This window comes from Streptomyces sp. NBC_01515 (assembly GCF_045040345.1).
Lineage (GTDB): Bacteria > Actinomycetota > Actinomycetes > Streptomycetales > Streptomycetaceae > Streptomyces.
Map to the genome: position 1 here is coordinate 4,612,606 of NZ_CP109416.1, position 19,000 is coordinate 4,631,605.

19 protein-coding genes are annotated in these 19,000 nt (G+C 66.7%); 11 read left to right on the forward strand and 8 right to left on the reverse strand.

The annotated features are described in order from the left end of the window. Positions 1–32 precede the first annotated feature (32 nt). On the forward strand, positions 33–911 hold the full coding sequence (locus OG407_RS20435) for an LLM class F420-dependent oxidoreductase (protein ID WP_405859971.1): 879 nt from the start codon (positions 33–35) through the stop codon (positions 909–911). A gap of 109 nt (positions 912–1,020) precedes the next feature. Here the strand turns inward: OG407_RS20435 and OG407_RS20440 are convergent, their stop codons facing one another. The 4 genes from OG407_RS20440 to OG407_RS20455 all read right to left on the reverse strand — a co-directional run bounded on the left by OG407_RS20440 (position 1,021) and on the right by OG407_RS20455 (position 3,667). After that, positions 1,021–1,878, reverse strand: a complete 858-nt coding sequence (locus OG407_RS20440; RefSeq protein WP_405859973.1) for a fumarylacetoacetate hydrolase family protein — start codon at positions 1,876–1,878, stop codon at positions 1,021–1,023. A gap of 139 nt (positions 1,879–2,017) precedes the next feature. After that, positions 2,018–2,716, reverse strand: a complete 699-nt coding sequence (locus OG407_RS20445) for a YidC/Oxa1 family membrane protein insertase (RefSeq protein ID WP_405859975.1) — start codon at positions 2,714–2,716, stop codon at positions 2,018–2,020. Between the two features lie 90 nt (positions 2,717–2,806). Then, positions 2,807–3,100, reverse strand: coding sequence for a DUF6412 domain-containing protein (locus tag OG407_RS20450; protein ID WP_405859977.1), 294 nt, complete (start codon positions 3,098–3,100; stop codon positions 2,807–2,809). Between the two features lie 39 nt (positions 3,101–3,139). After that, positions 3,140–3,667 (reverse strand): winged helix-turn-helix transcriptional regulator, encoded by a 528-nt coding sequence (locus tag OG407_RS20455; RefSeq protein ID WP_405859979.1) that lies wholly within the window; start codon positions 3,665–3,667, stop codon positions 3,140–3,142. A 68-nt stretch (positions 3,668–3,735) separates the two neighbouring features. Between OG407_RS20455 and OG407_RS20460 the strand changes: the two genes are divergently transcribed. Then, positions 3,736–5,160: an MFS transporter gene (locus tag OG407_RS20460; RefSeq protein ID WP_405859981.1), complete on the forward strand. Its 1,425-nt coding sequence runs from the start codon at positions 3,736–3,738 to the stop codon at positions 5,158–5,160. 1 nt (position 5,161) lies between these two features. Here the strand turns inward: OG407_RS20460 and OG407_RS20465 are convergent, their stop codons facing one another. Continuing rightward, positions 5,162–5,938, reverse strand: a complete 777-nt coding sequence (locus OG407_RS20465) for a class E sortase (protein ID WP_405859983.1) — start codon at positions 5,936–5,938, stop codon at positions 5,162–5,164. Positions 5,939–6,155: 217 nt separating this feature from the next. On the opposite strand from OG407_RS20465, the gene OG407_RS20470 reads away from it, so the two are divergent. From OG407_RS20470 to OG407_RS20495, 6 genes are all read left to right on the forward strand, one after another. Beyond that, positions 6,156–7,631: a beta-1,6-galactanase gene (locus tag OG407_RS20470; RefSeq protein WP_405859985.1), complete on the forward strand. Its 1,476-nt coding sequence runs from the start codon at positions 6,156–6,158 to the stop codon at positions 7,629–7,631. An 89-nt stretch (positions 7,632–7,720) separates the two neighbouring features. Beyond that, positions 7,721–8,887, forward strand: a complete 1,167-nt coding sequence (locus OG407_RS20475; RefSeq protein ID WP_405859987.1) for an MFS transporter — start codon at positions 7,721–7,723, stop codon at positions 8,885–8,887. Between the two features lie 170 nt (positions 8,888–9,057). Next, on the forward strand, positions 9,058–10,116 hold the full coding sequence (locus OG407_RS20480) for an SEC-C domain-containing protein (protein ID WP_405859989.1): 1,059 nt from the start codon (positions 9,058–9,060) through the stop codon (positions 10,114–10,116). A gap of 68 nt (positions 10,117–10,184) precedes the next feature. After that, a complete protein-coding gene (locus OG407_RS20485; protein ID WP_405859991.1) occupies positions 10,185–10,409 on the forward strand; it encodes a nuclear transport factor 2 family protein in 225 nt (74 codons plus the stop codon). A 128-nt stretch (positions 10,410–10,537) separates the two neighbouring features. Further along, positions 10,538–11,002, forward strand: a complete 465-nt coding sequence (locus tag OG407_RS20490) for a very short patch repair endonuclease (RefSeq protein ID WP_405859993.1) — start codon at positions 10,538–10,540, stop codon at positions 11,000–11,002. Positions 11,003–11,182: 180 nt separating this feature from the next. Then, positions 11,183–12,421: an IS256 family transposase gene (locus OG407_RS20495; RefSeq protein WP_405859995.1), complete on the forward strand. Its 1,239-nt coding sequence runs from the start codon at positions 11,183–11,185 to the stop codon at positions 12,419–12,421. Between the two features lie 130 nt (positions 12,422–12,551). Here the strand turns inward: OG407_RS20495 and OG407_RS20500 are convergent, their stop codons facing one another. Further along, the gene (locus tag OG407_RS20500) at positions 12,552–13,067 is read right to left on the reverse strand and encodes a YDG/SRA domain-containing protein (protein ID WP_405859997.1); all 516 of its coding nucleotides are present in this window, start codon (positions 13,065–13,067) and stop codon (positions 12,552–12,554) included. A gap of 158 nt (positions 13,068–13,225) precedes the next feature. On the opposite strand from OG407_RS20500, the gene OG407_RS20505 reads away from it, so the two are divergent. After that, positions 13,226–16,387, forward strand: coding sequence for a DUF3427 domain-containing protein (locus OG407_RS20505; RefSeq protein ID WP_405859999.1), 3,162 nt, complete (start codon positions 13,226–13,228; stop codon positions 16,385–16,387). Positions 16,388–16,397: 10 nt separating this feature from the next. Here the strand turns inward: OG407_RS20505 and OG407_RS20510 are convergent, their stop codons facing one another. Further along, the gene (locus OG407_RS20510) at positions 16,398–16,991 is read right to left on the reverse strand and encodes an ATP-binding protein (RefSeq protein WP_405860001.1); all 594 of its coding nucleotides are present in this window, start codon (positions 16,989–16,991) and stop codon (positions 16,398–16,400) included. 203 nt (positions 16,992–17,194) lie between these two features. Between OG407_RS20510 and OG407_RS20515 the strand changes: the two genes are divergently transcribed. Beyond that, a complete protein-coding gene (locus OG407_RS20515) occupies positions 17,195–18,040 on the forward strand; it encodes a helix-turn-helix domain-containing protein (RefSeq protein ID WP_405860003.1) in 846 nt (281 codons plus the stop codon). Next, positions 18,040–18,243: a DUF397 domain-containing protein gene (locus OG407_RS20520; protein WP_403596320.1), complete on the forward strand. Its 204-nt coding sequence runs from the start codon at positions 18,040–18,042 to the stop codon at positions 18,241–18,243. The genes OG407_RS20515 and OG407_RS20520 overlap by 1 nt, the downstream gene beginning before the upstream one ends. Before the next feature lie 221 nt (positions 18,244–18,464). On the opposite strand, the gene OG407_RS20525 is transcribed toward OG407_RS20520, so the two are convergent. Further along, the gene (locus tag OG407_RS20525; RefSeq protein ID WP_405860005.1) at positions 18,465–18,848 is read right to left on the reverse strand and encodes a hypothetical protein; all 384 of its coding nucleotides are present in this window, start codon (positions 18,846–18,848) and stop codon (positions 18,465–18,467) included. Positions 18,849–19,000 lie beyond the last annotated feature (152 nt).

The following is a 19,000-nucleotide window of genomic DNA, read 5'->3' on the forward strand; positions in this document are numbered from 1 at the left end:
GTCCAGGTCCGACAGCGGAGGGAACAGCAGCGATGAGCAGCGATACGCCGAAGAAGCTGAGGGAAACGGTCGGGCGATACGGCATCTGGAGCGTGGGCCTGCGCACCGAGGATCCGGCCCGGCGCGGTGAACTCGCCGACGCGGCGGCCGAGTTGGAGCAACTCGGTTACGGCGCCGTCTGGTTGGGCGGCAGCAGCGCCGCCCAACACGCCGTACCGCTCGTCGAGGCGACCTCGACGCTCGCCGTCGGCACCAGCATCCAGAGCATCTGGCAGTACGACGCGGCCGAAAGCGCCGCGGGCTTCGCCGAGTTGGAGGCGGCCCACCCCGGCCGATTCCTGCTCGGCCTCGGGGTGAGCCACGCCAAGCTGGCGGACCAGTACCGCCGCCCGTACTCGGCGCTCGTGAGCTACCTGGACGCCCTGGACACCGCCGGAGTCCCCGCCGACCACCGCCTCCTGGCCGCCCTCGGCCCGAAGACCCTGGAGCTGGCCCGCGACCGCTCGGCCGGCTCGATCCCGTACCTGGTCACCCCCGAGCACACGGCCAAGGCCCGCGCCATCCTCGGCGAAACCCCGCTCCTGGCCCCGGAGTTGAAGGTGGTCCTGGAAACGGACCCGACCCGGGCCCGCACCCTGGCCCGCGACTACCTGGCCATGTACCTCGCCCTCCCCAACTACACCAACAACTTCCTCCGCAACGGCTTCACGGAGTCCGACATCACGGATGGCGGAAGCGACCGTTTGGTGGACGCGGTGTTCGCATGGGGCGACGACACCCAAATCCGCGCCCGCATCGACGACTTCGTGGCAGCGGGCGCGGACCACGTAGCCCTACAGATCGTGGACGGCAACGCCCGCGAAGACCTCCCCCGAGAGGCCTGGCGCAAGCTCGCCTCTCTATTGGCGTAGAGGTGATGCCCTGAGGGGCGCGGGGCTGTGTCGATTTGCGGCTCCGCCGCGTGGGCGCGACCAGCCCCAACGGCCGCGCACCCGCGAAACAACGAGCAGCCCCCACCCCTTAGGCGTCCTTGAACTCCTGCCGCTGCTTGCCCAACCCCGCGATCTCCAGCTCAACAACATCCCCGGCCCGCAAGAACGGCTTCGGCTCAGGCTGCCCAAGAGCAACCCCCGCCGGCGTACCGGTATTGATGACATCGCCGGGATAAAGCGTCATGAACTGGCTGACATAACGCACCACTTCAGCCACCGAGAAGATCTGCTCGGCGGTCGTCCCGTCCTGCTTCAACTCCCCGTTCACCCACAGCCGCAGCGACAAAGCCTGCGGATCCGGAACCTCGTCCGCCGTCACCAACCACGGCCCCAGCGGGTTGAACGTCTCGCAGTTCTTCCCCTTGTCCCACGTCCCGCCCCGCTCGATCTGGAACTCCCGCTCGGACACGTCATGCGCGACCGCATACCCCGCGACATGCGCGAGCGCCTCCTCGTGGGACTCCAGATAACGGGCCGTACGCCCGATGACGACCGCGAGTTCGACCTCCCAGTCCGTCTTCACCGACCCGCGAGGGACCAGCACCGTGTCGTACGGCCCGACGACCGTGTCCGCCGCCTTGAAGAAGACGACCGGCTCGGCGGGCGGCTCGACACCGGTCTCGCGGGCGTGGTCGTGGTAGTTCAGCCCGATGCACACGACCTTGCCGATCCGCGCCAGCGGCGGCCCGACCCGCAGCCCGTCGGCGTCCAGCGCCGGCAGTTCCCCGGCGTCGGCCGCGGCCCGGATCCGGCCCAGCGCGGCGGTGTCGGCGAGCAGCGGCCCGTCGATGTCCGGGACGATGCCGGACAGGTCCCGCAGGGTCCCCTCGGCGTCGAGCAGCGCGGGCCGCTCCGCCCCCGCCGTACCGACTCGCAGCAGCTTCATGTTCACCATCTCCATCGATCGCGGACGGTCGACCGATGGGTGCAGCCATCGGAGGACTGGTCGATCCTCCAAGCTCACGGTCCAGTCCGCAATACCTGGTTCACGGACTGGACCGCGACCACGAGCCGTCAGGCTGCCGTCACGTGTAAAGAACCGCCCGTTCTACGGCACTCCAGGCCGCGCTGGTCACCACGTACAGCGCGACGGCGAGCGGCACGACGGCCACGGTGACCAGCGTGCCGTAGGAGAGGAGCGGCAGCACCTTGCCGAGGGCGCCCGTGCCGGTACCTGTACCTGCACCTGCACCTGCACCTGCACCTGTGTCGGCGGCCGAGCGCCGGGTGCGGACGTAGGTGAAGGTCGCGACCGCGGCGACGACGAGGAACAGCGCGACGTAGACGAGCCCGGCCGGTCCGAACACCCCGTCCCCGGCGAGCGCGTCGGCCCAGCGTCCGCCGAGCGGCGCGGCGAACAGCTGGTGGGAGAGCAGGCCGTCACCGCCGCCGGAGAAGAGGCGGTAGAGGAGGAAGAACGCCGGGAGTTGGAGCAGGCTCGGCAGGATTCCGGACAGCGGGGACACCTTCTCCTCGGTGTGCAGGTCGAGTACGGCCTTCCGCAGCTTCTCGGGCTGCTTCGCGTACCGCTTCCGCAACTCGGCGACCCGCGGCTGGAGTTGGGCCCGCGCCTTCTGCCCGCGCGCCGCGGCCCGCGACAGGGGATGCACGAGGAGTCGTACGAGAGCGGTGAACAGGACGATCGCGGCGGCGGCAGCGGCCGTACCGAACAACGGGTGGAGCAGGTCGGCGAGTTGGCCGACCAGGGCAGCGAAGACGGACATGGGTGAGCCCTCCGTGGGTCTCGTCGTGCCGGGAGTGGGCATGGCGACGGGACGGCCCCGCGCGGAGGCAGGAAAGGCTTCTGGGAATGCCTACGCGGTGGTCGTCCGGAGGGGGTGTCCGGGGGCTCGGGGGCGTGGGCGGCCCGAGGCGTCGGGGTCGCGCTGGGGCAGGAACGCCGTACGGCGGGCCCGCTCGCGGATGGCCGTACGGACCCGGGTGGGCGGTACGGCGGGTGCGCTGCGCGCGGTGAGGAGGGCGCAGACGGCGAGGGCGGTCCCGGTCGCGGCGAGCGCGACGGCGGCCGGAAGGCTGCCGGTGTCCACCAGCACGATCGGGAGCAGGAAGAGGAGCAGCAAGGCGCTCGCCCCATGCTGGTGCTTCATGATCCTCCCCCTCCCCAACTGCCGTTCTCGTACCGTTCGTTATACCCGATCCGGCTCGATCGGCTGGAGCAGTCGCCTCGGTTTGAGGAACGCCCGGCTGACCGGGTCCGTCGGGTCCGGATCGAGTCCGGGGCCCGGGTCCATGATGACATCCGCGACGGGGACGACGACGGCGCAGGTGGGGCACTCGCCGTAGGAGCCGAGTTCGGTGCCGCAGTCCGCGTGCCGGAAGTAGCGCAGCTGCGTCTCGTCGTACTGCTCGCGCTGCCACCGGCCGAGCGAGCGCAGCACCGGCCACAGGGCGATCCCTCGCTCGGTGATGACGTACTCGTCGCGCGGCGGGGACTCCTGGTAGCGGCGTTTTTCGAGGATGCCCTCGGCGGTCAGGGCCTGGAGGCGGCCGGCGAGGACCGCGCGCGGGATGCCGAGGTGGGCGAGGAAGTCGTTGTAGCGCCGTACGCCGTAGAGGGCGTCCCGGACGACGAGCAGCGTCCAGCGCTCCCCGACCACCTCCAGCGCCCGGGCGATCGAGCACTCCTGTCCCGCGTAGTCCTTGCCTAGTGACATGTCCTCCACTGTAGCCACTTTCCGCCAGTAAGTTCAATGAACGAACCTTAGGTGCTACGGTGCTCCACATGACTAGGTTCAATGAGCGAACCCTCGATGAGCTCACCGAGGCCGCCGAGGCCGCCGAGGTGACGAAAGCCCCCGAGGTCTCCGGGCCGAGCGTGCCGCACCCCCGCGCCACCCTCGCCCTGACCAGCGCGGCCACCGCCGTGGCGCTGATGACGTACACCGCGCCGATGGTCACGCTCCCCGACATCGCCGCCGCCCTGCACACCCCGCTCTCCGCCCAGGCCTGGCTCCTGAACGGCACCCCGCTCGGCCTGGCCGCGCTGCTCCTCGTCGCCGGCAGCCTCGCCGACGACTACGGCCGCCGCCGGATCTTCCTCGCGGGCACCTTCGCGCTGGGCATCACCACGGCGCTCTCCGCGCTCACGTCCTCGACCTGGCTGTTCACGCTGACCCGTATCGCGCAGGGCGCGTCCAGCGCGGCGCTGCTCGCCAGCGGCCTGGGCCTGATCGTGCACGCCTTCCCGACCCCGCGCGGCCGTCTGCACGCGACCGGCGTGTGGGGCGCGTTCGTCAGCGGCGGCATAGCGGTCGGCCCGCTGGTCGCGGGCGCGATGCCGGACTGGCGGCTGATCTACGCCGTGCTCGGCGCGGCGGCGATCGTCGTGGCGGCCCTCGGCGCCCGTACGTTGTCCGAGTCCCGCGCGCCGCGCGGCGGACGCCCCGACCTGGCGGGCGCGGTCACCTTCGGGCTGGCCCTGGTCGCCCTCGTCGCCGCCCTCACGCTGGGCCGCGACGGCTGGCTGCGCGCCCCGGTGGGCCTGCTGGCACTGGCGGCCGTGGTGCTCGTCGGCGTCTTCGCGCTGGTGGAACGCCGGGGCGCGACCCCGATGATCGACCTGAGCCTGCTGCGCCACCGCCTCTTCCTGGCGTCCTCCGCGGGCGGCCTGTTCACGGGCCTCGCGGTGATCGGCATGTTCAGCTTCCTGCCGACGCTGTTGCAGCAGACGCTGGGGCTGTCGGCGATGGACACGGCCTGGCTGTTCCTCCTCTGGTCGGGCCTGTCCTTCGCGGTCGCCCTCCAGGCCCGCCGCCTCGCCGGCCGCGTCTCGCCCCGCCACCAACTCGCCCTGGGTTTCCTGCTCCACGCGGCCGGCGTCCTGACGATGCTGGGCGCGCTGGACTCCGGTTCCTGGCTACGGCTGCTGCCGGGACTGGTGATCGCGGGCGTCGGCAGCGGCCTGCTGAACGCCGCGCTGCCGCTGCTGTCCGTGGAGTCCGTACCGGCGGCCCGCGCGGCGATGGGCTCCGGCGCGCAGCAGACGTTCCGCTACATCGGCTCGTGCGCCGGGGTCGCGCTGACCATCGCGATCGCCACGTCGGCGGGCGGCGGCCTCGCCCGCGGCGCGGACATCGCGATGGTGGTGTCGGCCGGGCTCGCGGTGGTGGCGGCGGTGAGTGTGGGGGTGTTGCGGGAACGGGCGTGAATCACCGGAGGTGCGTGGAGGTGAGCGTGCCCCACACCGCCATGCGGTACCTGGACGTGAACTCCGGCGTGCAGGTGGTGAGGGTGATGTAGTACCCCGGTTGGCTGTAGCCGTAGGCCGGTTTGACGATCGAGCGCGGGATCGGCCGGATCACGCCGGAGTCGATGGCGGAGGTCTGCGGCAGGATCTTGTCGACCGTGTACGTGTACGTGGCCGCGCTCGTCTCCACCTCGACGGTGTCCTTGAGGCGCAGTCGCGGGAGATACCGGAACGGCTCGCCGTGGGTGTTGCGGTGCCCGGCGAGCGCGAAGTTCCCTGCCTGGCCCGGCTGTTGGGTGCCGGGGTAGTGGCCGACGTACCCCTTGTTGAGCACGTTCTGTTTGCTGACGCCTTCCGCGATCGGAACGCGGAGGTGGAGGCGGGGGATGATGAGGACGGCGTAGGCCTGGGAGCGGCGGGGAGCGGCGGCGGAACCGGTGACTGTGGTGGAGCCATCGGCCGAGGTGCCCCGGCGCGGTGAACTGCCGCCCACCAGACCGGTGTTGGCAGTCGCGGTGCCGCCACTCCCCGCACCCGGTGTCGCCCATTGCCGTTCCAGGGCCCGCACTTGGTGCTCGGCGCCCTGACGGGCCTCCCGGTTGGTCCACCACAGCTCGTGGACGACGAGGAGGAGCAGGACGACCCCGGCGGTGACGAGGAACTCCCCACCGGTCCACACAGCGCGTCGGCCCAGCGCACGGCGTCGACGGCTGCGGTGCTGCACGACGGGAACCCGCATGGGCCGCACGATAGGGGCCGGTTCGCGAACTCGCCAGACTCATGGCTCCGATGACCGGAAAGGGTGCCCGTTCGATCCTTCGTACACGGGTTGTAGAAAGGGGTGTCACAACCCTCGACAACCTCACGCACCACACCCGATGCTTCCTGATGGCACGAGCCGGGGGGATGGCCGACGCCGGTGGGACGACCGGCGGTTGAGCGAATCGGGAGTAGAGATGATCCGACGCAGAACCCTGCTGGCCGCAGCGGGCGGTGGGCTCCTCGGCACCGCCCTGGCGACCGGTACCGCACGGGCCGACGCGACGATCGCGGTCAACCCGGCGACGAAGTACGGCACTTGGGAGGGCTGGGGCACCTCGCTCGCCTGGTGGGCGAACGTCTTCGGCGCCCGGGACGACTTCGCCGACATCTTCTTCACCACCAAGTCGACGACGTACAACGGCACTTCGCTGCCGGGCCTGGGCCTGAACATCGCCCGTTACAACCTCGGCGCGTGCAGCTGGAACTCGGTGAACGGCGAGTCGATGGTCGCCTCCGCCAACATCCCCGCGTTCAAGCAGATCGAGGGCTACTGGCAGGACTGGAACAACGAGGACCCCACGTCCTCGGCCTGGGACTGGACCGCGGACGCGACCCAGCGGGCGATGCTGGTGAAGGCGACCTCGCGGGGCGCGACCACCGAGCTCTTCGCCAACTCCCCCATGTGGTGGATGTGTTCGAACCACAACCCGTCGGGCGCGTCCGGCGGCGGCAACAACCTCCAGACCTGGAACTACCGCCAGCACGCCTCCCACCTCGCGTCCGTCGCCCTCTACGCGAAGAACAACTGGGGAGTGAACTTCGCGACGGTCGAGGCCTTCAACGAACCCTCGTCGAGCTGGTGGACGGCGACGGGTACGCAGGAGGGCTGCCACATGGACTCGACGGTCCAGTCGGCCGTACTCCCGTACGTGCGAAGCGAGTTGGACAGCCGAGGCCTGACAAGCACGAAGATCTCGGCGTCCGACGAGACGAGCTACGACCTCGCGCGCACGACCTGGAGCGCCTTCAGCTCGACGACGAAGGGGTACGTGAACCGGGTCAACGTCCACGGCTACCAGGGTTCGGGCGGTCGTAGGGACTTGTTGTACACGGACGTAGTGACGACGGCGGGCAAGGCCCTCTGGAACTCGGAGACCGGCGACAGCGATTCGACGGGCCTGACGATGGCCGGCAACCTGCTCTACGACTTCCGCTGGCTGCACCCCACGGCGTGGACGTACTGGCAGGTCATGGACCCGTCGTCCGGTTGGGCGATGATCGCGTACGACCAGAGCACCCTCACGGCCGGCGCGGTGCAGACGAAGTACTACGTGATGGCCCAGTTCAGCCGCCACATCCGCCCCGGCATGACGATCCTGGACACGGGAGTGAGCTACGCGGCGGCGGGCTACGACGCGTCGGCGAAGCGGTTGGTGATCGTCGCCGCCAACACGGGCTCGTCGTCGACTAAATTGACCTTCGACCTGTCCAAGTTCACGACGGTGGCAGGCGGTTCGAGCGGCCTGGTTCCGCGCTGGAACACGGTGACGGGTGGTGGAGGTGACCTGTACGCCTCCCACTCGGACACGTATGTGAGCGGCAAGACGGTGAGCGCGACGTTCGCGGCGGGGGCGGTGCAGACGCTGCAGATCGACGGGGTGGTGATCTGACCCCGGGCCTCCAACCCGGTTACGGCGGCGGCCGGTTCGGCCTGCTCGCCCTGGCGCTCGGCGGTTTCGGAATCGGCCTGACCGAGTTCGTGATCGCCGGGCTGCTGCCCCAGGTGAGCCGCGGCCTGCACGTGTCCACGGCGGCCGCGGGCTGGCTGATCTCCGGCTACGCGCTGACGGTCGCGGTGGGCGCGATCGCGGTGACGGCGGCGACGGCGTCCCTGCCCCAAAAGCCGGTCCTGGTGGGCTTGGTGGCGCTGTTCGTCGCAGGGAACCTGCTGTCGGCGATCGCCCCCGGCTACGGGTTGATGCTGCTCGGCAGAGTCATAGCGGCCCTCTGCCACGGCTCGTTCTTCGGCATCGGCTCCTTGGTCGCCCGCCGCCTGGTCCCTCCCGAACGGGCCTCGCGGGCAGTCGCGTTGATGTTCACCGGCCTGACGGTCGCGAACGTTCTGGGGGTCCCGTTCGGCGCGCTCGTCGGCGAACGGTGGGGCTGGCGCGCGACGTTCTGGGCGATCACGGCGATCGGGGCGGTCGCGCTGATCGCCATCGCCGTACTCGTACCGGCGTCGGCGGGAGCGAGGAGTGACTCGGCGGACCTCCGCACGCAGGTGCGCGCCTTCCGCTCCACCCAGGTATGGCTGACCCTGACAGCCACGGCCCTCGGCTACGGCGGCATGTTCGGCGCGTTCAGCTACCTCGCGTACACCTTCACGCGGGTCGCGGGCTTCTCGACGACGGATGTGGCCTGGCTGTTGGTCGTCTACGGCACGGGGCTGGTCGTCGGCAACATCGCGGGCGGCCGGGGGGCCGACCACAACCGGGACGTGACGCTGCTGGTGTCCCTGGGCGGCCTGGCGACCACGTTGACGTTGTTCGGACTGCTGGCGAGCAGCCGGGGGGCGTCGGTGGTCCTGGTCTTCTTGCTGGGTGCGTTCGGGTTCGCGACGGTGCCGGGGATGATCACGCGGGTGACGGACGCGGCGGGGAGTGTGCCGTTGGCGGCGAGCGCGAATGTGTCGGCTTCGAATGTGGGGAACGCGGTGGGGGCTTGGGCAGGGGGTTTGGTGATCAGTGCGGGGTTTGGGTATGCGGCTCCGTTGTTTGTGGGGGCGGGGATTGTGGGGGTGGGGGTGGGCGTCATGGGGGTTGCGGCGAGGGGTTCTGTGGGTGGCGGGAGAGGGACGGGGACGGGCGGGGCAGCGGGAGGTGAAGGTCGTAGAAGCACAGGGGCTGTAGAAGCAGAGGGGTCGTAGAAACGAGGCGGCCGTAAAACCGGCGGAAACCGGGAAGCCACCCGGTGTTCCCCGCGGGGCGGCCCCCGCCGGCCCCCTCACCGCTCCCCCACGCCACTCTCACCGGCCGACCTGGGCATATCTCTGCCCTTGCCTCCATCTGTGTCGGCATCGGCAGTACCGTGTCGTTCATGCGCCCCGACACGCCCGCCGAGAACGCCGACCACTCCGCCGAAGCGGCCCGCCTCGAACGGACCGCCGCCCGTTACCCCGAGGACGCCGAAGCCCTGCTCCTCCAGGCCGCGGCCCACCTGGAACTGGCCGGCGACCGCCCCGCCGCCACCGCGCTCTACGACCGCCTGCTGTCATCGGCGGACGCCCTGGAAACCCCGCACCTGGTACGGGCCCTCAAGGCCTCGAACCTCTGGGAGTACGGCCACGAGGCCGAGGCCAGGGCCATCATCGACGGGGTACGGGCAGCGTCCCCGCGCGATCCCGCGCCCTGGGTGATCGTCGCGGAGTCCCTGGAGTCCCACGACGAGTTGGAGGCGGCACAGGAGACATTCACGGAGGGCGTGACGCTGCTCCTGACCGATATCCCCGAACCCCCTTACTCCACCCACCCGTTGCTGTACGGCCGGCACCGGGTGCGGCGGATGCTGGGCGTGTCGCACGACGAGTGGGACACGCTGGCGGACACGCTGCATTCGGCCCACGCGTCCTCGTCGTCCTCGTCCTCGTCCTCCTCGTCTCCCTCGTCGCCGGTGTCCCTGGACGAGCTGCATGATCCGAAGCGGGTGTGGTCACTGGGGTCGGACAACCCGGCGGAGCTTGAGGCCGAGATCTCACGGCTGCGGGCGGAACTGGGCGCGTTCCGGGAGGCGTTGTCCCGGCCGTTCCCCGTGGCTGTACTGCACTGGCCCGAGGGGGAGTTGGCCGAGCTGGTGGGGGCGTACGAGTCCCTCGCGGTGGAGTACCCGTCCCACGAGGAGCACCTTGCGACGATAGAGGGGTCGTTGCGGGAGCTGGCGGCGAGTGGGACGCCGAACCTGGGGATCGTTACGGGGACTGTGCCTTCTTATGAGGCGTTCGCTGCGTCTGAGGGGGCTTCGCCTGGGGATGCTGATCTGTTGCCGCAGTATGCGACGACCCTTGCGGCTCGGGGGCGGGCTGTGGTTTGGCCGCCTCAGCGGGGGGCTAGTTGCTGGTGTGGGTCAGGGCGGGCTTATGGGGAGTGCCACGGGGGTTGAGGGTCGATTGTGGCGGCTGCACAACATGGGCTGGCTGACCGCGAGTTGGTCCTTCGCTACTTCGAGACGTGGAACACGGCGATTCGGTTGTCGCCGGTGAGGTTCTTCATCCGGAGTGGCGGGACCACGCGCATCCGGAGATCACGGGGCCCGGTGACGTTCAGCGGGCGGTGGAGCATGTCCGGGCCGCCCAGCCGGACCTGCGCTTCGACATCAGGGCGGTGTTGAGTGAGGGGGAACTACTGGCTGCGGTTGGGGAGGTGAGCCGGGGGCTGGTTCAGCGGCGACGGTGAGCAGCCTGATTCGGCTGATCCGTGTTCGGGGTGGCTTGCTCGCGGAGATGTGGACTTACCGTCGCGACGAGCGTGCGTGATCTGCGGCTCTCGACACAACGCCTCAAGTACGCCGGCACAATACTTCCGTGCCAGATGTTGTCCCGTCCTCCGCTGCCGTGTCCGCCCGCATGAGCCGACAGAGCTCCCGCGACACGGCTCCCGAAGTGGCGGTGCGACGCCTACTGCACGCCAAGGGCCTGCGATACCGGGTGAACGTACCGGTGCCCGGCATACCCCGTCGCACGATCGACATCGTCTTCCCCAAGGCCAAGATCGCGATCTTCATGGACGGCTGCTTCTGGCACGGCTGTCCCAAGCACGCGACGCAGCCCAAGTCGAACGCGGAGTGGTGGCGGGCCAAGCTCGACAAGAACATGGCCCGCGATGCCGAGACGACCGAGCATCGGCTCGCGGAGGGCTGGACAGTACTGCGCTTCTGGGAGCACGAGTCGGCCCAGGACATCGCTCAACGAATCGCCACCGGCGTGGCACAGTCGCGCACCACTGCACCACACGACACCGAAATCCGGCTCTCTCAGCACTCAAGCTGAAAGCGACGATGGCCTGGACGCGCCAGAGGTGACCCTCCAACTCAAGGGTTGCGTCCATGGAGATGGTGTACGGGTTCGACCTGATCCGGGGGTTTGCTCCGGCATCGGGATGGTGCCCGCATAGATGAACGGCCACCGGCTGATCTTCGAAGTGTCGAAGCCTCGAAGGAGATCAGCACGATGACCGCACCCGACAGCCTGCCCCTGCACGCCCTCGCGGAAGACAACCTCACCTCGGCGAGTCCCGATCTGCTGCGCGCGATGGTCAAGACGTTCGCCGACGCCCTCATGTCCGCGGAGGCCGACGCCCTCTGCAACGCCGAATACGGGCAGGTCAGCGACGAACGCGTCAACCACCGCAACGGCTACCGCCCGCGCGAGTGGGACACCCGGGCCGGCACCGTCGAACTGGCCATTCCCAAGCTGCGCCAGGGCAGTTACTTCCCGCACTGGCTGCTGGAGCGACGCCGCCGGGCCGAACAGGCCCTCATCAGCGTGGTCGCCACCGCCTACCTGCTCGGTGTCTCCACCCGCCGGGTCGAGAAACTGGCGGAGTCCCTCGGCGTCACCCAGCTGTCGAAGTCCCAGGTCTCGGCGATGGCCAAGCACCTGGACGAGCAGGTCGCCGCGTTCCGCAACCGGCCGCTCGACGCCGGGCCCTACGCGTTCGTCTGGGTCGACGCACTGACCCAGAAGGTCCGCGAGGGCGGCCGCATCATCAACGTCCACGCCCTCATCGCAGTCGGCGTGAACGCCGACGGCCACCGCGAGATCCTCGGCATCGACGTTGCCTCCAGCGAAGACGGCGCCGGCTGGCTGGCCTTCCTGCGCTCCCTGGTCGCCCGCGGCCTGTCCGGCGTCCAACTGGTCGTCTCCGACGCCCACGCCGGCCTGGTCAACGCGATCGGCGCCACCCTGCCCGGCGCGAGCTGGCAGCGCTGCCGCACCCACTACGCCCGCGCGTTGCTGAGCCAGGTCCCCAAGTCGGCCCAGCCGTGGGTGGCCACCCTGCTGCGGACCGTCTTCGAACAACCCGACACCGACGCCGTGAAGGCCCAGATGCGGCACGTCCTGAACGCACTGGAGGCCAAATTCCCCAAAGCAGCAGCCCACTTGGACACCGCCCAGCACGACCTCCTGGCGTTCACCGCGTTCCCGCGCGAGAGCTGGCGGCAGATCTGGTCCAACAACCCCCAGGAACGGCTCAACAAGGAGATCAGGCGTCGCACCGACGTGGTCGGCATCTTCCCCGACCGCACCGCCCTGGTCCGCCTGGTCGGCGCGCTCCTGGCCGAGCAGAACGACGAATGGACGGAAGCCCGCCGCTACATGGGACTCGACCTCCTCGCCAAAACCCGCCTCCACCCGATCGAGTCACAAACCGACGAGACCGTCGTCCCGACCGAACTCACCGCATAGCCTCAAAACGAGATCACCGAGTGGCCGTCAATACACCACCTCGGCGGACGTGACCCAACTCAAGCTTTGGTAAGACGGCTCCGAACATGCCTGCCGCACCACAATTGACCAGCGAGATCCCGCGGTTCGCCTACCCCTGAAGATCGTCAGGCAAGCGCTCCAGATCGAACTGGCAAATCTCGATCTCGGAGCCGTCAGGCGCAGGCGACCTGGACACAGCCGTACGAATAGCGGTGATCTCGTACAAGCCATCGTACTTATAGTCATCAGGCAGCGAATAGCGTGAATCGCCGCCATAGCCACGAATAACGCGAACCGGATGATTACGTTCATAGCTGCGCTTGAGAGCGGCATTATCCCGGTACGCCCATGACTGACTACGCAGAAGACTCTTAGTCTGCTCGTCCTTGTCTTTGTCCGGAGAGGCGCCTGTGTAGCGCACCCACGTCCAGTGATCCTCGTCGTCCTCGTACCCACCGTTCAAGACGATGGCATCTCCGACCTCACTGCCGTCCTCATCCGCGAGCCACGAGATGCCCTTCTGGTTGGTTCGGTGCAGCTTGGCGCGCATCACATCCAACCGCCGATGGAAGACCGCTCCCACGTCGACACCTTCGATATGACCGATAACTCGTTCGATTTCCACGACTCCATATTGGATCGAGATCGATCACTCATGTCAAACATGATTTCGAAGTTGATCATTTTTGGCGCATGGGCGCTCCGGACCAGGCCCTCACCGTCTGACGTCAGAGCCCTCTGTTAGACATGGGCGCAACTGTCTGCTGATCGGGGGGAGCCGGCGTGTCCGAACCACTAGGTGCTGCACAACCGGCCACCGGCCTCTACGAAGAGCTCATCACGCTGCGCTTCGAGCAGCAGTTGAAGGAGCTAGGCAGCCTCGGCTGGCATCCCGTGACCGATGCCGTGGGGCCGGAGTCAGTGCCACATGTACTGGCCCGGCATGTCGCTGGGACCGTGCGACGCGTGCTGCAAAGCCTTCCGAGCGTGGAGCGCGTACACGCGGCCAACCACATCTTGGAATCCATCAGCACCCTAGAAGGCGCCCAAGAGTGGGTGGACCTAGTGGCTGACGGCCCTCGTCAACTCCTCGCGCTGACACGGCAGGAGGCACCCGGCGTCTTCGCCGTGCGCCCCGGTATCCCCCTCTCCGACACCGCCCTCATCACCAACTCGCCCGAGGACCCAAGCCTCGGTTTCGAACTACGTGCCGAGCTCGCCACCGCCGACCACGTCGACCTGCTCTGCGCCTTCGTGAAGTGGCACGGACTGCGCATCATCGAGCAGTCCCTGCAAGCGGCCCACAACCGTGGCGTGCCGATACGGGTCATCACCACGACCTACATCGGCGCCACCGAACGGCGCGCGCTGGACCGGTTGGTGCAAGAGTTCAACGCCGAGGTCAAGGTCAACTACGAGACGCGATCGACGCGACTGCACGCGAAGGCATGGCTGTTCCGTCGCGAGAGCGGTTACGACACTGCGTATGTAGGCAGTTCCAACCTCTCCAAGGCCGCTCTCCTCGACGGCTTGGAGTGGAACGTCCGGCTCTCTTCGATCGCCACACCAGACGTCTTGCGTAAGTTCGAGGCGACCTTCGAGGCGTACTGGAACGACCTGTCCTTCGAGACGTACGACCCCGACGCCGACGGAGAACGACTCCAGGAAGCCTTGGCTATCGCAGGAGGTACCTCCTCAACTGCCGCTAAAGACCGCGGGATTACTCTCTCCGGCCTTGAGGTACGACCGTATCCACATCAACGCGACATGCTGGAGCGGCTGAACGTCGAGCGGGATGTGCATGACGTACACCGGAATCTGCTGGTCGCAGCGACAGGCACTGGCAAGACGGTGATGGCTGCACTCGACTACAGGCAACTGCGGAAGAAGCACGGCCGCGACTTGCGGTTGCTGTTCGTCGCGCACCGCAAGGAGATCCTGCAGCAGTCTCTACGGACCTACCAAGACGTCCTGATGGACGCAAACTTCGGGGAGTCGCTTCACAGCGGTGAGATTCCGGAGCGCTGGAATCACGTGTTCGCCAGCGTCCAGTCGCTGAACGCACGAACGCTCGACCGTCTCTCCCGTGATCACTTCGACGTGATCGTGATCGACGAGTTCCACCACGGGACCTCACCGACGTACCGGAAGATCCTGGACCATTTCCAGCCAGTCGAGTTGCTTGGGCTTACCGCAACGCCCGAGCGCATGGATGGCAAGAACATCCAGGACGAGTTCTTCGAGGGCCGCATCGCCGCCGAGATGCGACTGTGGGAAGCACTCGAAAATGAACTCCTCAGCCCCTTCCACTACTTCGGTATCACCGACACCACCGACTTGAGCACGGTGGAGTGGAAGCGCGGGGCGTATGACGCGGGCGCTTTGAGCAACGTACTGACGGGGAACGTGGCACGGGCGCGGCTGGTCGTGAAGGCTGTCAGGGACAAGGTCACCGATCCTGGGACCATGCGGGCGCTGGGTTTCTGCGTCTCGGTTGCGCACGCGCACTTCATGGCCGAGTCCTTCCGAACGGCCGGCCTCAACGCCGTTGCCCTGTCCGGGGAGTCATCCAGCCAAGAACGCGCACAGGCCCTGGCAGACCTCAGATCGGGTGCACTGCAAGTGATCTTCTCGGTCGACCTCTTCAACGAAGGGCTCGACATCCCTGACGTGGATACGTTGCTTCTTCTGCGCCCTACCTCCAGCGCCACCGTCTTCCTTCAACAGCTCGGCCGCGGCCTTCGCCGCACCGAAGACAAGGCCGTGCTGACCGTGCTGGACTTCATTGGGCAGCATCGCAAGGAGTTCCGCTTCGAGAACCAGTTCCGCGCGCTCACGAGCCTCACCCGCAAGCGGCTGCTCGACAACATCGAGCATGACTTCCCCCAGCTGCCGTCCGGCTGCCAAATCATGCTTGAGGAGAAGGCGAAGAACACCATCATCGCCAACATCAAGGACCAGATCGGCGTCAACGTCACGGCGCTGGCACGTGAGGTCGCCGACTACGCCGAGCCGAAGCTCAGCCGGTACCTGCACGAAAGCGGTCGCGAGCTGAAGGAGCTCTACCGGGGCAACGGCAACTCCTGGACAGGCTTGCTGCGCCGCTCCGGCCTTCTGCAGGGTGAGCCGCCGGAAGGTGAAGCCGCCCTCCTCAAGCGCGTGTCCGCCTTTCTCCACGTGGACGACCCGCTACGGGTGGCCGCATACACGCAGATGCTGGCGGACGATGCTCCTACCTACGGCGAACTCGACGAGCAGGGTCGTGCCTACGCCCGCATGCTCTTCTTCCAGCTGTGGCCGCTTGGCGGCATCACCCGCAAGGGCTTCGCGGACTACGACGCGGGATTCTCAACTCTGCTTGAACAGCACGCAGTTCGCAGTGAGCTGCGCCAGATGCTGGAGTACAACCTCGCCCACACGGAACACGTCCCGATCCCGCTTCTCGGCGTAGGCGGACAAAGCGGTATTCCGCTGACCGTGCATGCCTCGTACAGCCGCGAAGAAATCCTCCCTGCCCTTGGCCAGTCCTTCATCGGTGGCTTCATGCCGGCCGACTTCCGCGAGGGCGTGAAGTGGTGCGAGTCGATCAAGACCGACGCGCTCCTGATCACGCTGGAGAAGGACGAGAAGGACTTCTCTCCTCAAACCCGCTACCACGACTACGCGTTGAGCGAGACCCTCTTCCACTGGGAGTCCCAGAACCAGACGTCGGCAACGTCTCCCACCGGTCTGCGCTACCAGAATCACGTAGCCGAGGGCAGTCACGTCCTGCTCTTCGTACGCCGCTACAAAAGCACGGACATCGGGGGCGCCCAACCGTGGATACTGCTCGGCCCTGCCGAGTTCGACGGCTCCACCGGGAGCAAGCCGATGGCGATCAAGTGGAACTTGAAGCACACGCTCCCCGCGGATGTTTGGACCTACTCCGCGATTGCTGCTGGGTAGCGTTGCCCAACTAGTCGCCCATGAGACCGAGTTCAGCCTCGAAACGCATCTGTGCTCGGTCTAGGGCTTCCTCCGGGTCATGGCCGTGCACCCGAAGCCAGTGCAGAAGATCAGAGATGGCATCGATCGCCGCCGCCTCCGTGGTTGCCGCCCCAAGGCGACTTGCCCGACGGCTACCGCAGTGTTCATCGGGAGCGTGCAGAGCAGTGGCGAACTCGCACCACGTCACCTTGCGATCGGCGAGGAGCTGAACACCCCAGCGGTCAGTGGTAGCCGTCACGAGGGCCATACCCCGCCCTGTTTCGGCATCATCGGTAGCGTCCACGAGCGTGGGTAGGGCACGCGTATCCGGGTCATGGACTTCGATACGCAGACGGGTGCCGTTCATCGAGACAGCGAGGGTGGTCGGGGTACCTGCGCCCACGTGAGTGATCACGTTGGAGACGAGCTCGCTGACGCACAGTTGGACCGCGACGGTCAGTTCTTGCAGGCCCCAGATCGTCAGATGGATCCGTAACACCCGGCGCAGAGCTGCCACTTCGGCGGGCTCTGCCAAAAACGGGAGTTCCCACGCCGCCCTCGGCGTGCACGTAGTGCAGTCCATGTCCCAATCCCTCCACCTGCACGGCAAATTGCGATGCGTAACCGCCTTCACACCGAGGGTTGCACTGGAACTCTCAAAATGGAACTCTCATTTTGTGCGAGAAGGAGTGCACATCAGCATCGCGCGCCCCCGGCGCGCGCTGTCTTGCCGTCAGGCTCAGACAACCAGCACGATCTGATAGGTCGACATGAAGGGCTGGACGCATGCCAGTTGGACCCACCACTCGAAGGCGCCAGCTGGGCGCCGACCTGCGCCGACTCCGCGAATCCAAGGGTTTGACCCTGGAGGAGGCAGGTGCCCGTGTCGGCATCTCAAAGGCAACGCTGAGTCGCTACGAGACGAAGGAAGGGACCGTCAAGTGGCCGGCCGTTGACGCCCTTTGCCGCGAATACGGATCCTCTGACGCAGAACGTCTCGCCCTCGTCGAGCTGGCCAAGGGCGCGAAGATCCAAGGTTGGTGGCGATCACTCGCCGACCCCATCCCTGAGTCCATGAACCTCATGCTCACGCTTGAGGACGAGGTCGTACGCGAAGACCACTACGCGTGCATGTACGTCCCCGGGCTACTCCAAACTCGCGCCTACGCCGAGGCAGTCCACCGAGCCTCGGAGGTGCAGTGCCCGGAGCGCGAAGTGCAGCACATGGTCGACATCCGCATGAAGCGTCAGGAACTCCTCGACCGCGACGACCCACCGCGCATCTGGTGCGTGATCGACGAGGCGGCGCTCCGTCGCCAGGTCGGCGGCCGTGAGGTCATGCGAGAACAGCTCGGGCACCTACTCACGCTGGCTGAGCGCCCCCACGTCACCATCCAAGTACTCCCCTTCTCAAAGGGCGCGCATGCAGCGGCAGTTGGCAGCTTCGCCATCCTGCGGGGCCCGACTCCGGAGCTGGACGTGGCGTACGTCGACCTACTCAGCGGCGGCCTCTTCATGGAGAAGCCGCAGGAACTGGCGCGTTATAGGTTGGCGTTCGAGTACCTCAGCGCACAGGCACTCGACCTTGAGTCCTCCACGGACATCGTCCACCGCATAAGCAAGGAGTCCTGATGTCGGCGCCCTCGACGCACCAGTGGTTCAAGTCCTCGTACAGCGGGGGTAGTGGGACGGAGTGTGTCGAGTGCGCGCGTACCGAGGACGGAGCCTTCGTACGCGACTCCAAGCAGGCTTGCGGATCCGCCGTGGCGGTAACGAATCGGGCTTGGCACACCTTCATCAGGGCGTTGGAGCAGGGCGTGTTGCGAGTTAGATGAGGCTGCGGACATAAACCTCCGGGGAGTTCAAATTTCCAAACTTGGCGGTTATTCCGTCCGCGCTGATTCGCGTGCAGATATCATCCTAACTGCAGTACAGAAAACCTGCCGCCTAGCATTTTAGATGTCCTACATTTGACGTTATCGAGAAACATAAATACGACAGAACGAACATACGCGCCGCGCGGCAAGCAGGACGAAACACCGACACACTTCAAGTTTCACCGAGTAGCGAAGTCGGCCATATCGAGCAAATCAAATACCCAAGATTCAAAAAGCCTGATACCTCCCGCAACTGGCGAATCCAGCAGCTGAAGAACATTAGACGCCCCATGCATCGACATCAAAGGCGACATTCTCGCCGCAGCACCTTTCCCTCGATGCGCAATGTAATTACGTACCGATTGCACTTCCTTTGGGGGTGAGGCGTTGGCTTGGACTCCAACACTGGGCGAAACCGTGCTATGGATGGTCGAAACGCCGATAGCAGCCGCAATGGTTGATTTATTAGGAACATCTAACACGGACGCTGCATCAATAGTCGCTGCGGGTATAAACCAGGTTGGCTCACCGAAAGATTTCGAAGAGATCGCCGAAAGGTTCACACTCAAGAACTGTAGCGCCTCACTCTGATTCCTCCCTATCGCTGGACGATGCACTTGACCTGAACGAGTTTCGAACTGATGGTAGGAACTTCGCAACACCAGATTCTTGCAGAATCGGTTCCAGGCATCATGTAGCGCAACTACCGCGCCCT

What these genes read in the sequence shown, in the direction of transcription:
- OG407_RS20435 (WP_405859971.1), top strand. Translation starts at nt 33, where the DNA reads ATGAGCAGCGATACGCCGAAGAAGCTGAGGGAAACGGTCGGGCGATAC.
- OG407_RS20440 (WP_405859973.1), bottom strand. Translation starts at nt 1,878, where the DNA reads ATGAAGCTGCTGCGAGTCGGTACGGCGGGGGCGGAGCGGCCCGCGCTG.
- OG407_RS20445 (WP_405859975.1), bottom strand. Translation starts at nt 2,716, where the DNA reads ATGTCCGTCTTCGCTGCCCTGGTCGGCCAACTCGCCGACCTGCTCCAC.
- OG407_RS20450 (WP_405859977.1), bottom strand. Translation starts at nt 3,100, where the DNA reads ATGAAGCACCAGCATGGGGCGAGCGCCTTGCTGCTCCTCTTCCTGCTC.
- OG407_RS20455 (WP_405859979.1), bottom strand. Translation starts at nt 3,667, where the DNA reads ATGTCACTAGGCAAGGACTACGCGGGACAGGAGTGCTCGATCGCCCGG.
- OG407_RS20460 (WP_405859981.1), top strand. Translation starts at nt 3,736, where the DNA reads ATGACTAGGTTCAATGAGCGAACCCTCGATGAGCTCACCGAGGCCGCC.
- OG407_RS20465 (WP_405859983.1), bottom strand. Translation starts at nt 5,938, where the DNA reads ATGCGGGTTCCCGTCGTGCAGCACCGCAGCCGTCGACGCCGTGCGCTG.
- OG407_RS20470 (WP_405859985.1), top strand. Translation starts at nt 6,156, where the DNA reads ATGATCCGACGCAGAACCCTGCTGGCCGCAGCGGGCGGTGGGCTCCTC.
- OG407_RS20480 (WP_405859989.1), top strand. Translation starts at nt 9,058, where the DNA reads ATGCGCCCCGACACGCCCGCCGAGAACGCCGACCACTCCGCCGAAGCG.
- OG407_RS20495 (WP_405859995.1), top strand. Translation starts at nt 11,183, where the DNA reads ATGACCGCACCCGACAGCCTGCCCCTGCACGCCCTCGCGGAAGACAAC.
- OG407_RS20510 (WP_405860001.1), bottom strand. Translation starts at nt 16,991, where the DNA reads ATGGACTGCACTACGTGCACGCCGAGGGCGGCGTGGGAACTCCCGTTT.
- OG407_RS20515 (WP_405860003.1), top strand. Translation starts at nt 17,195, where the DNA reads ATGCCAGTTGGACCCACCACTCGAAGGCGCCAGCTGGGCGCCGACCTG.
- OG407_RS20520 (WP_403596320.1), top strand. Translation starts at nt 18,040, where the DNA reads ATGTCGGCGCCCTCGACGCACCAGTGGTTCAAGTCCTCGTACAGCGGG.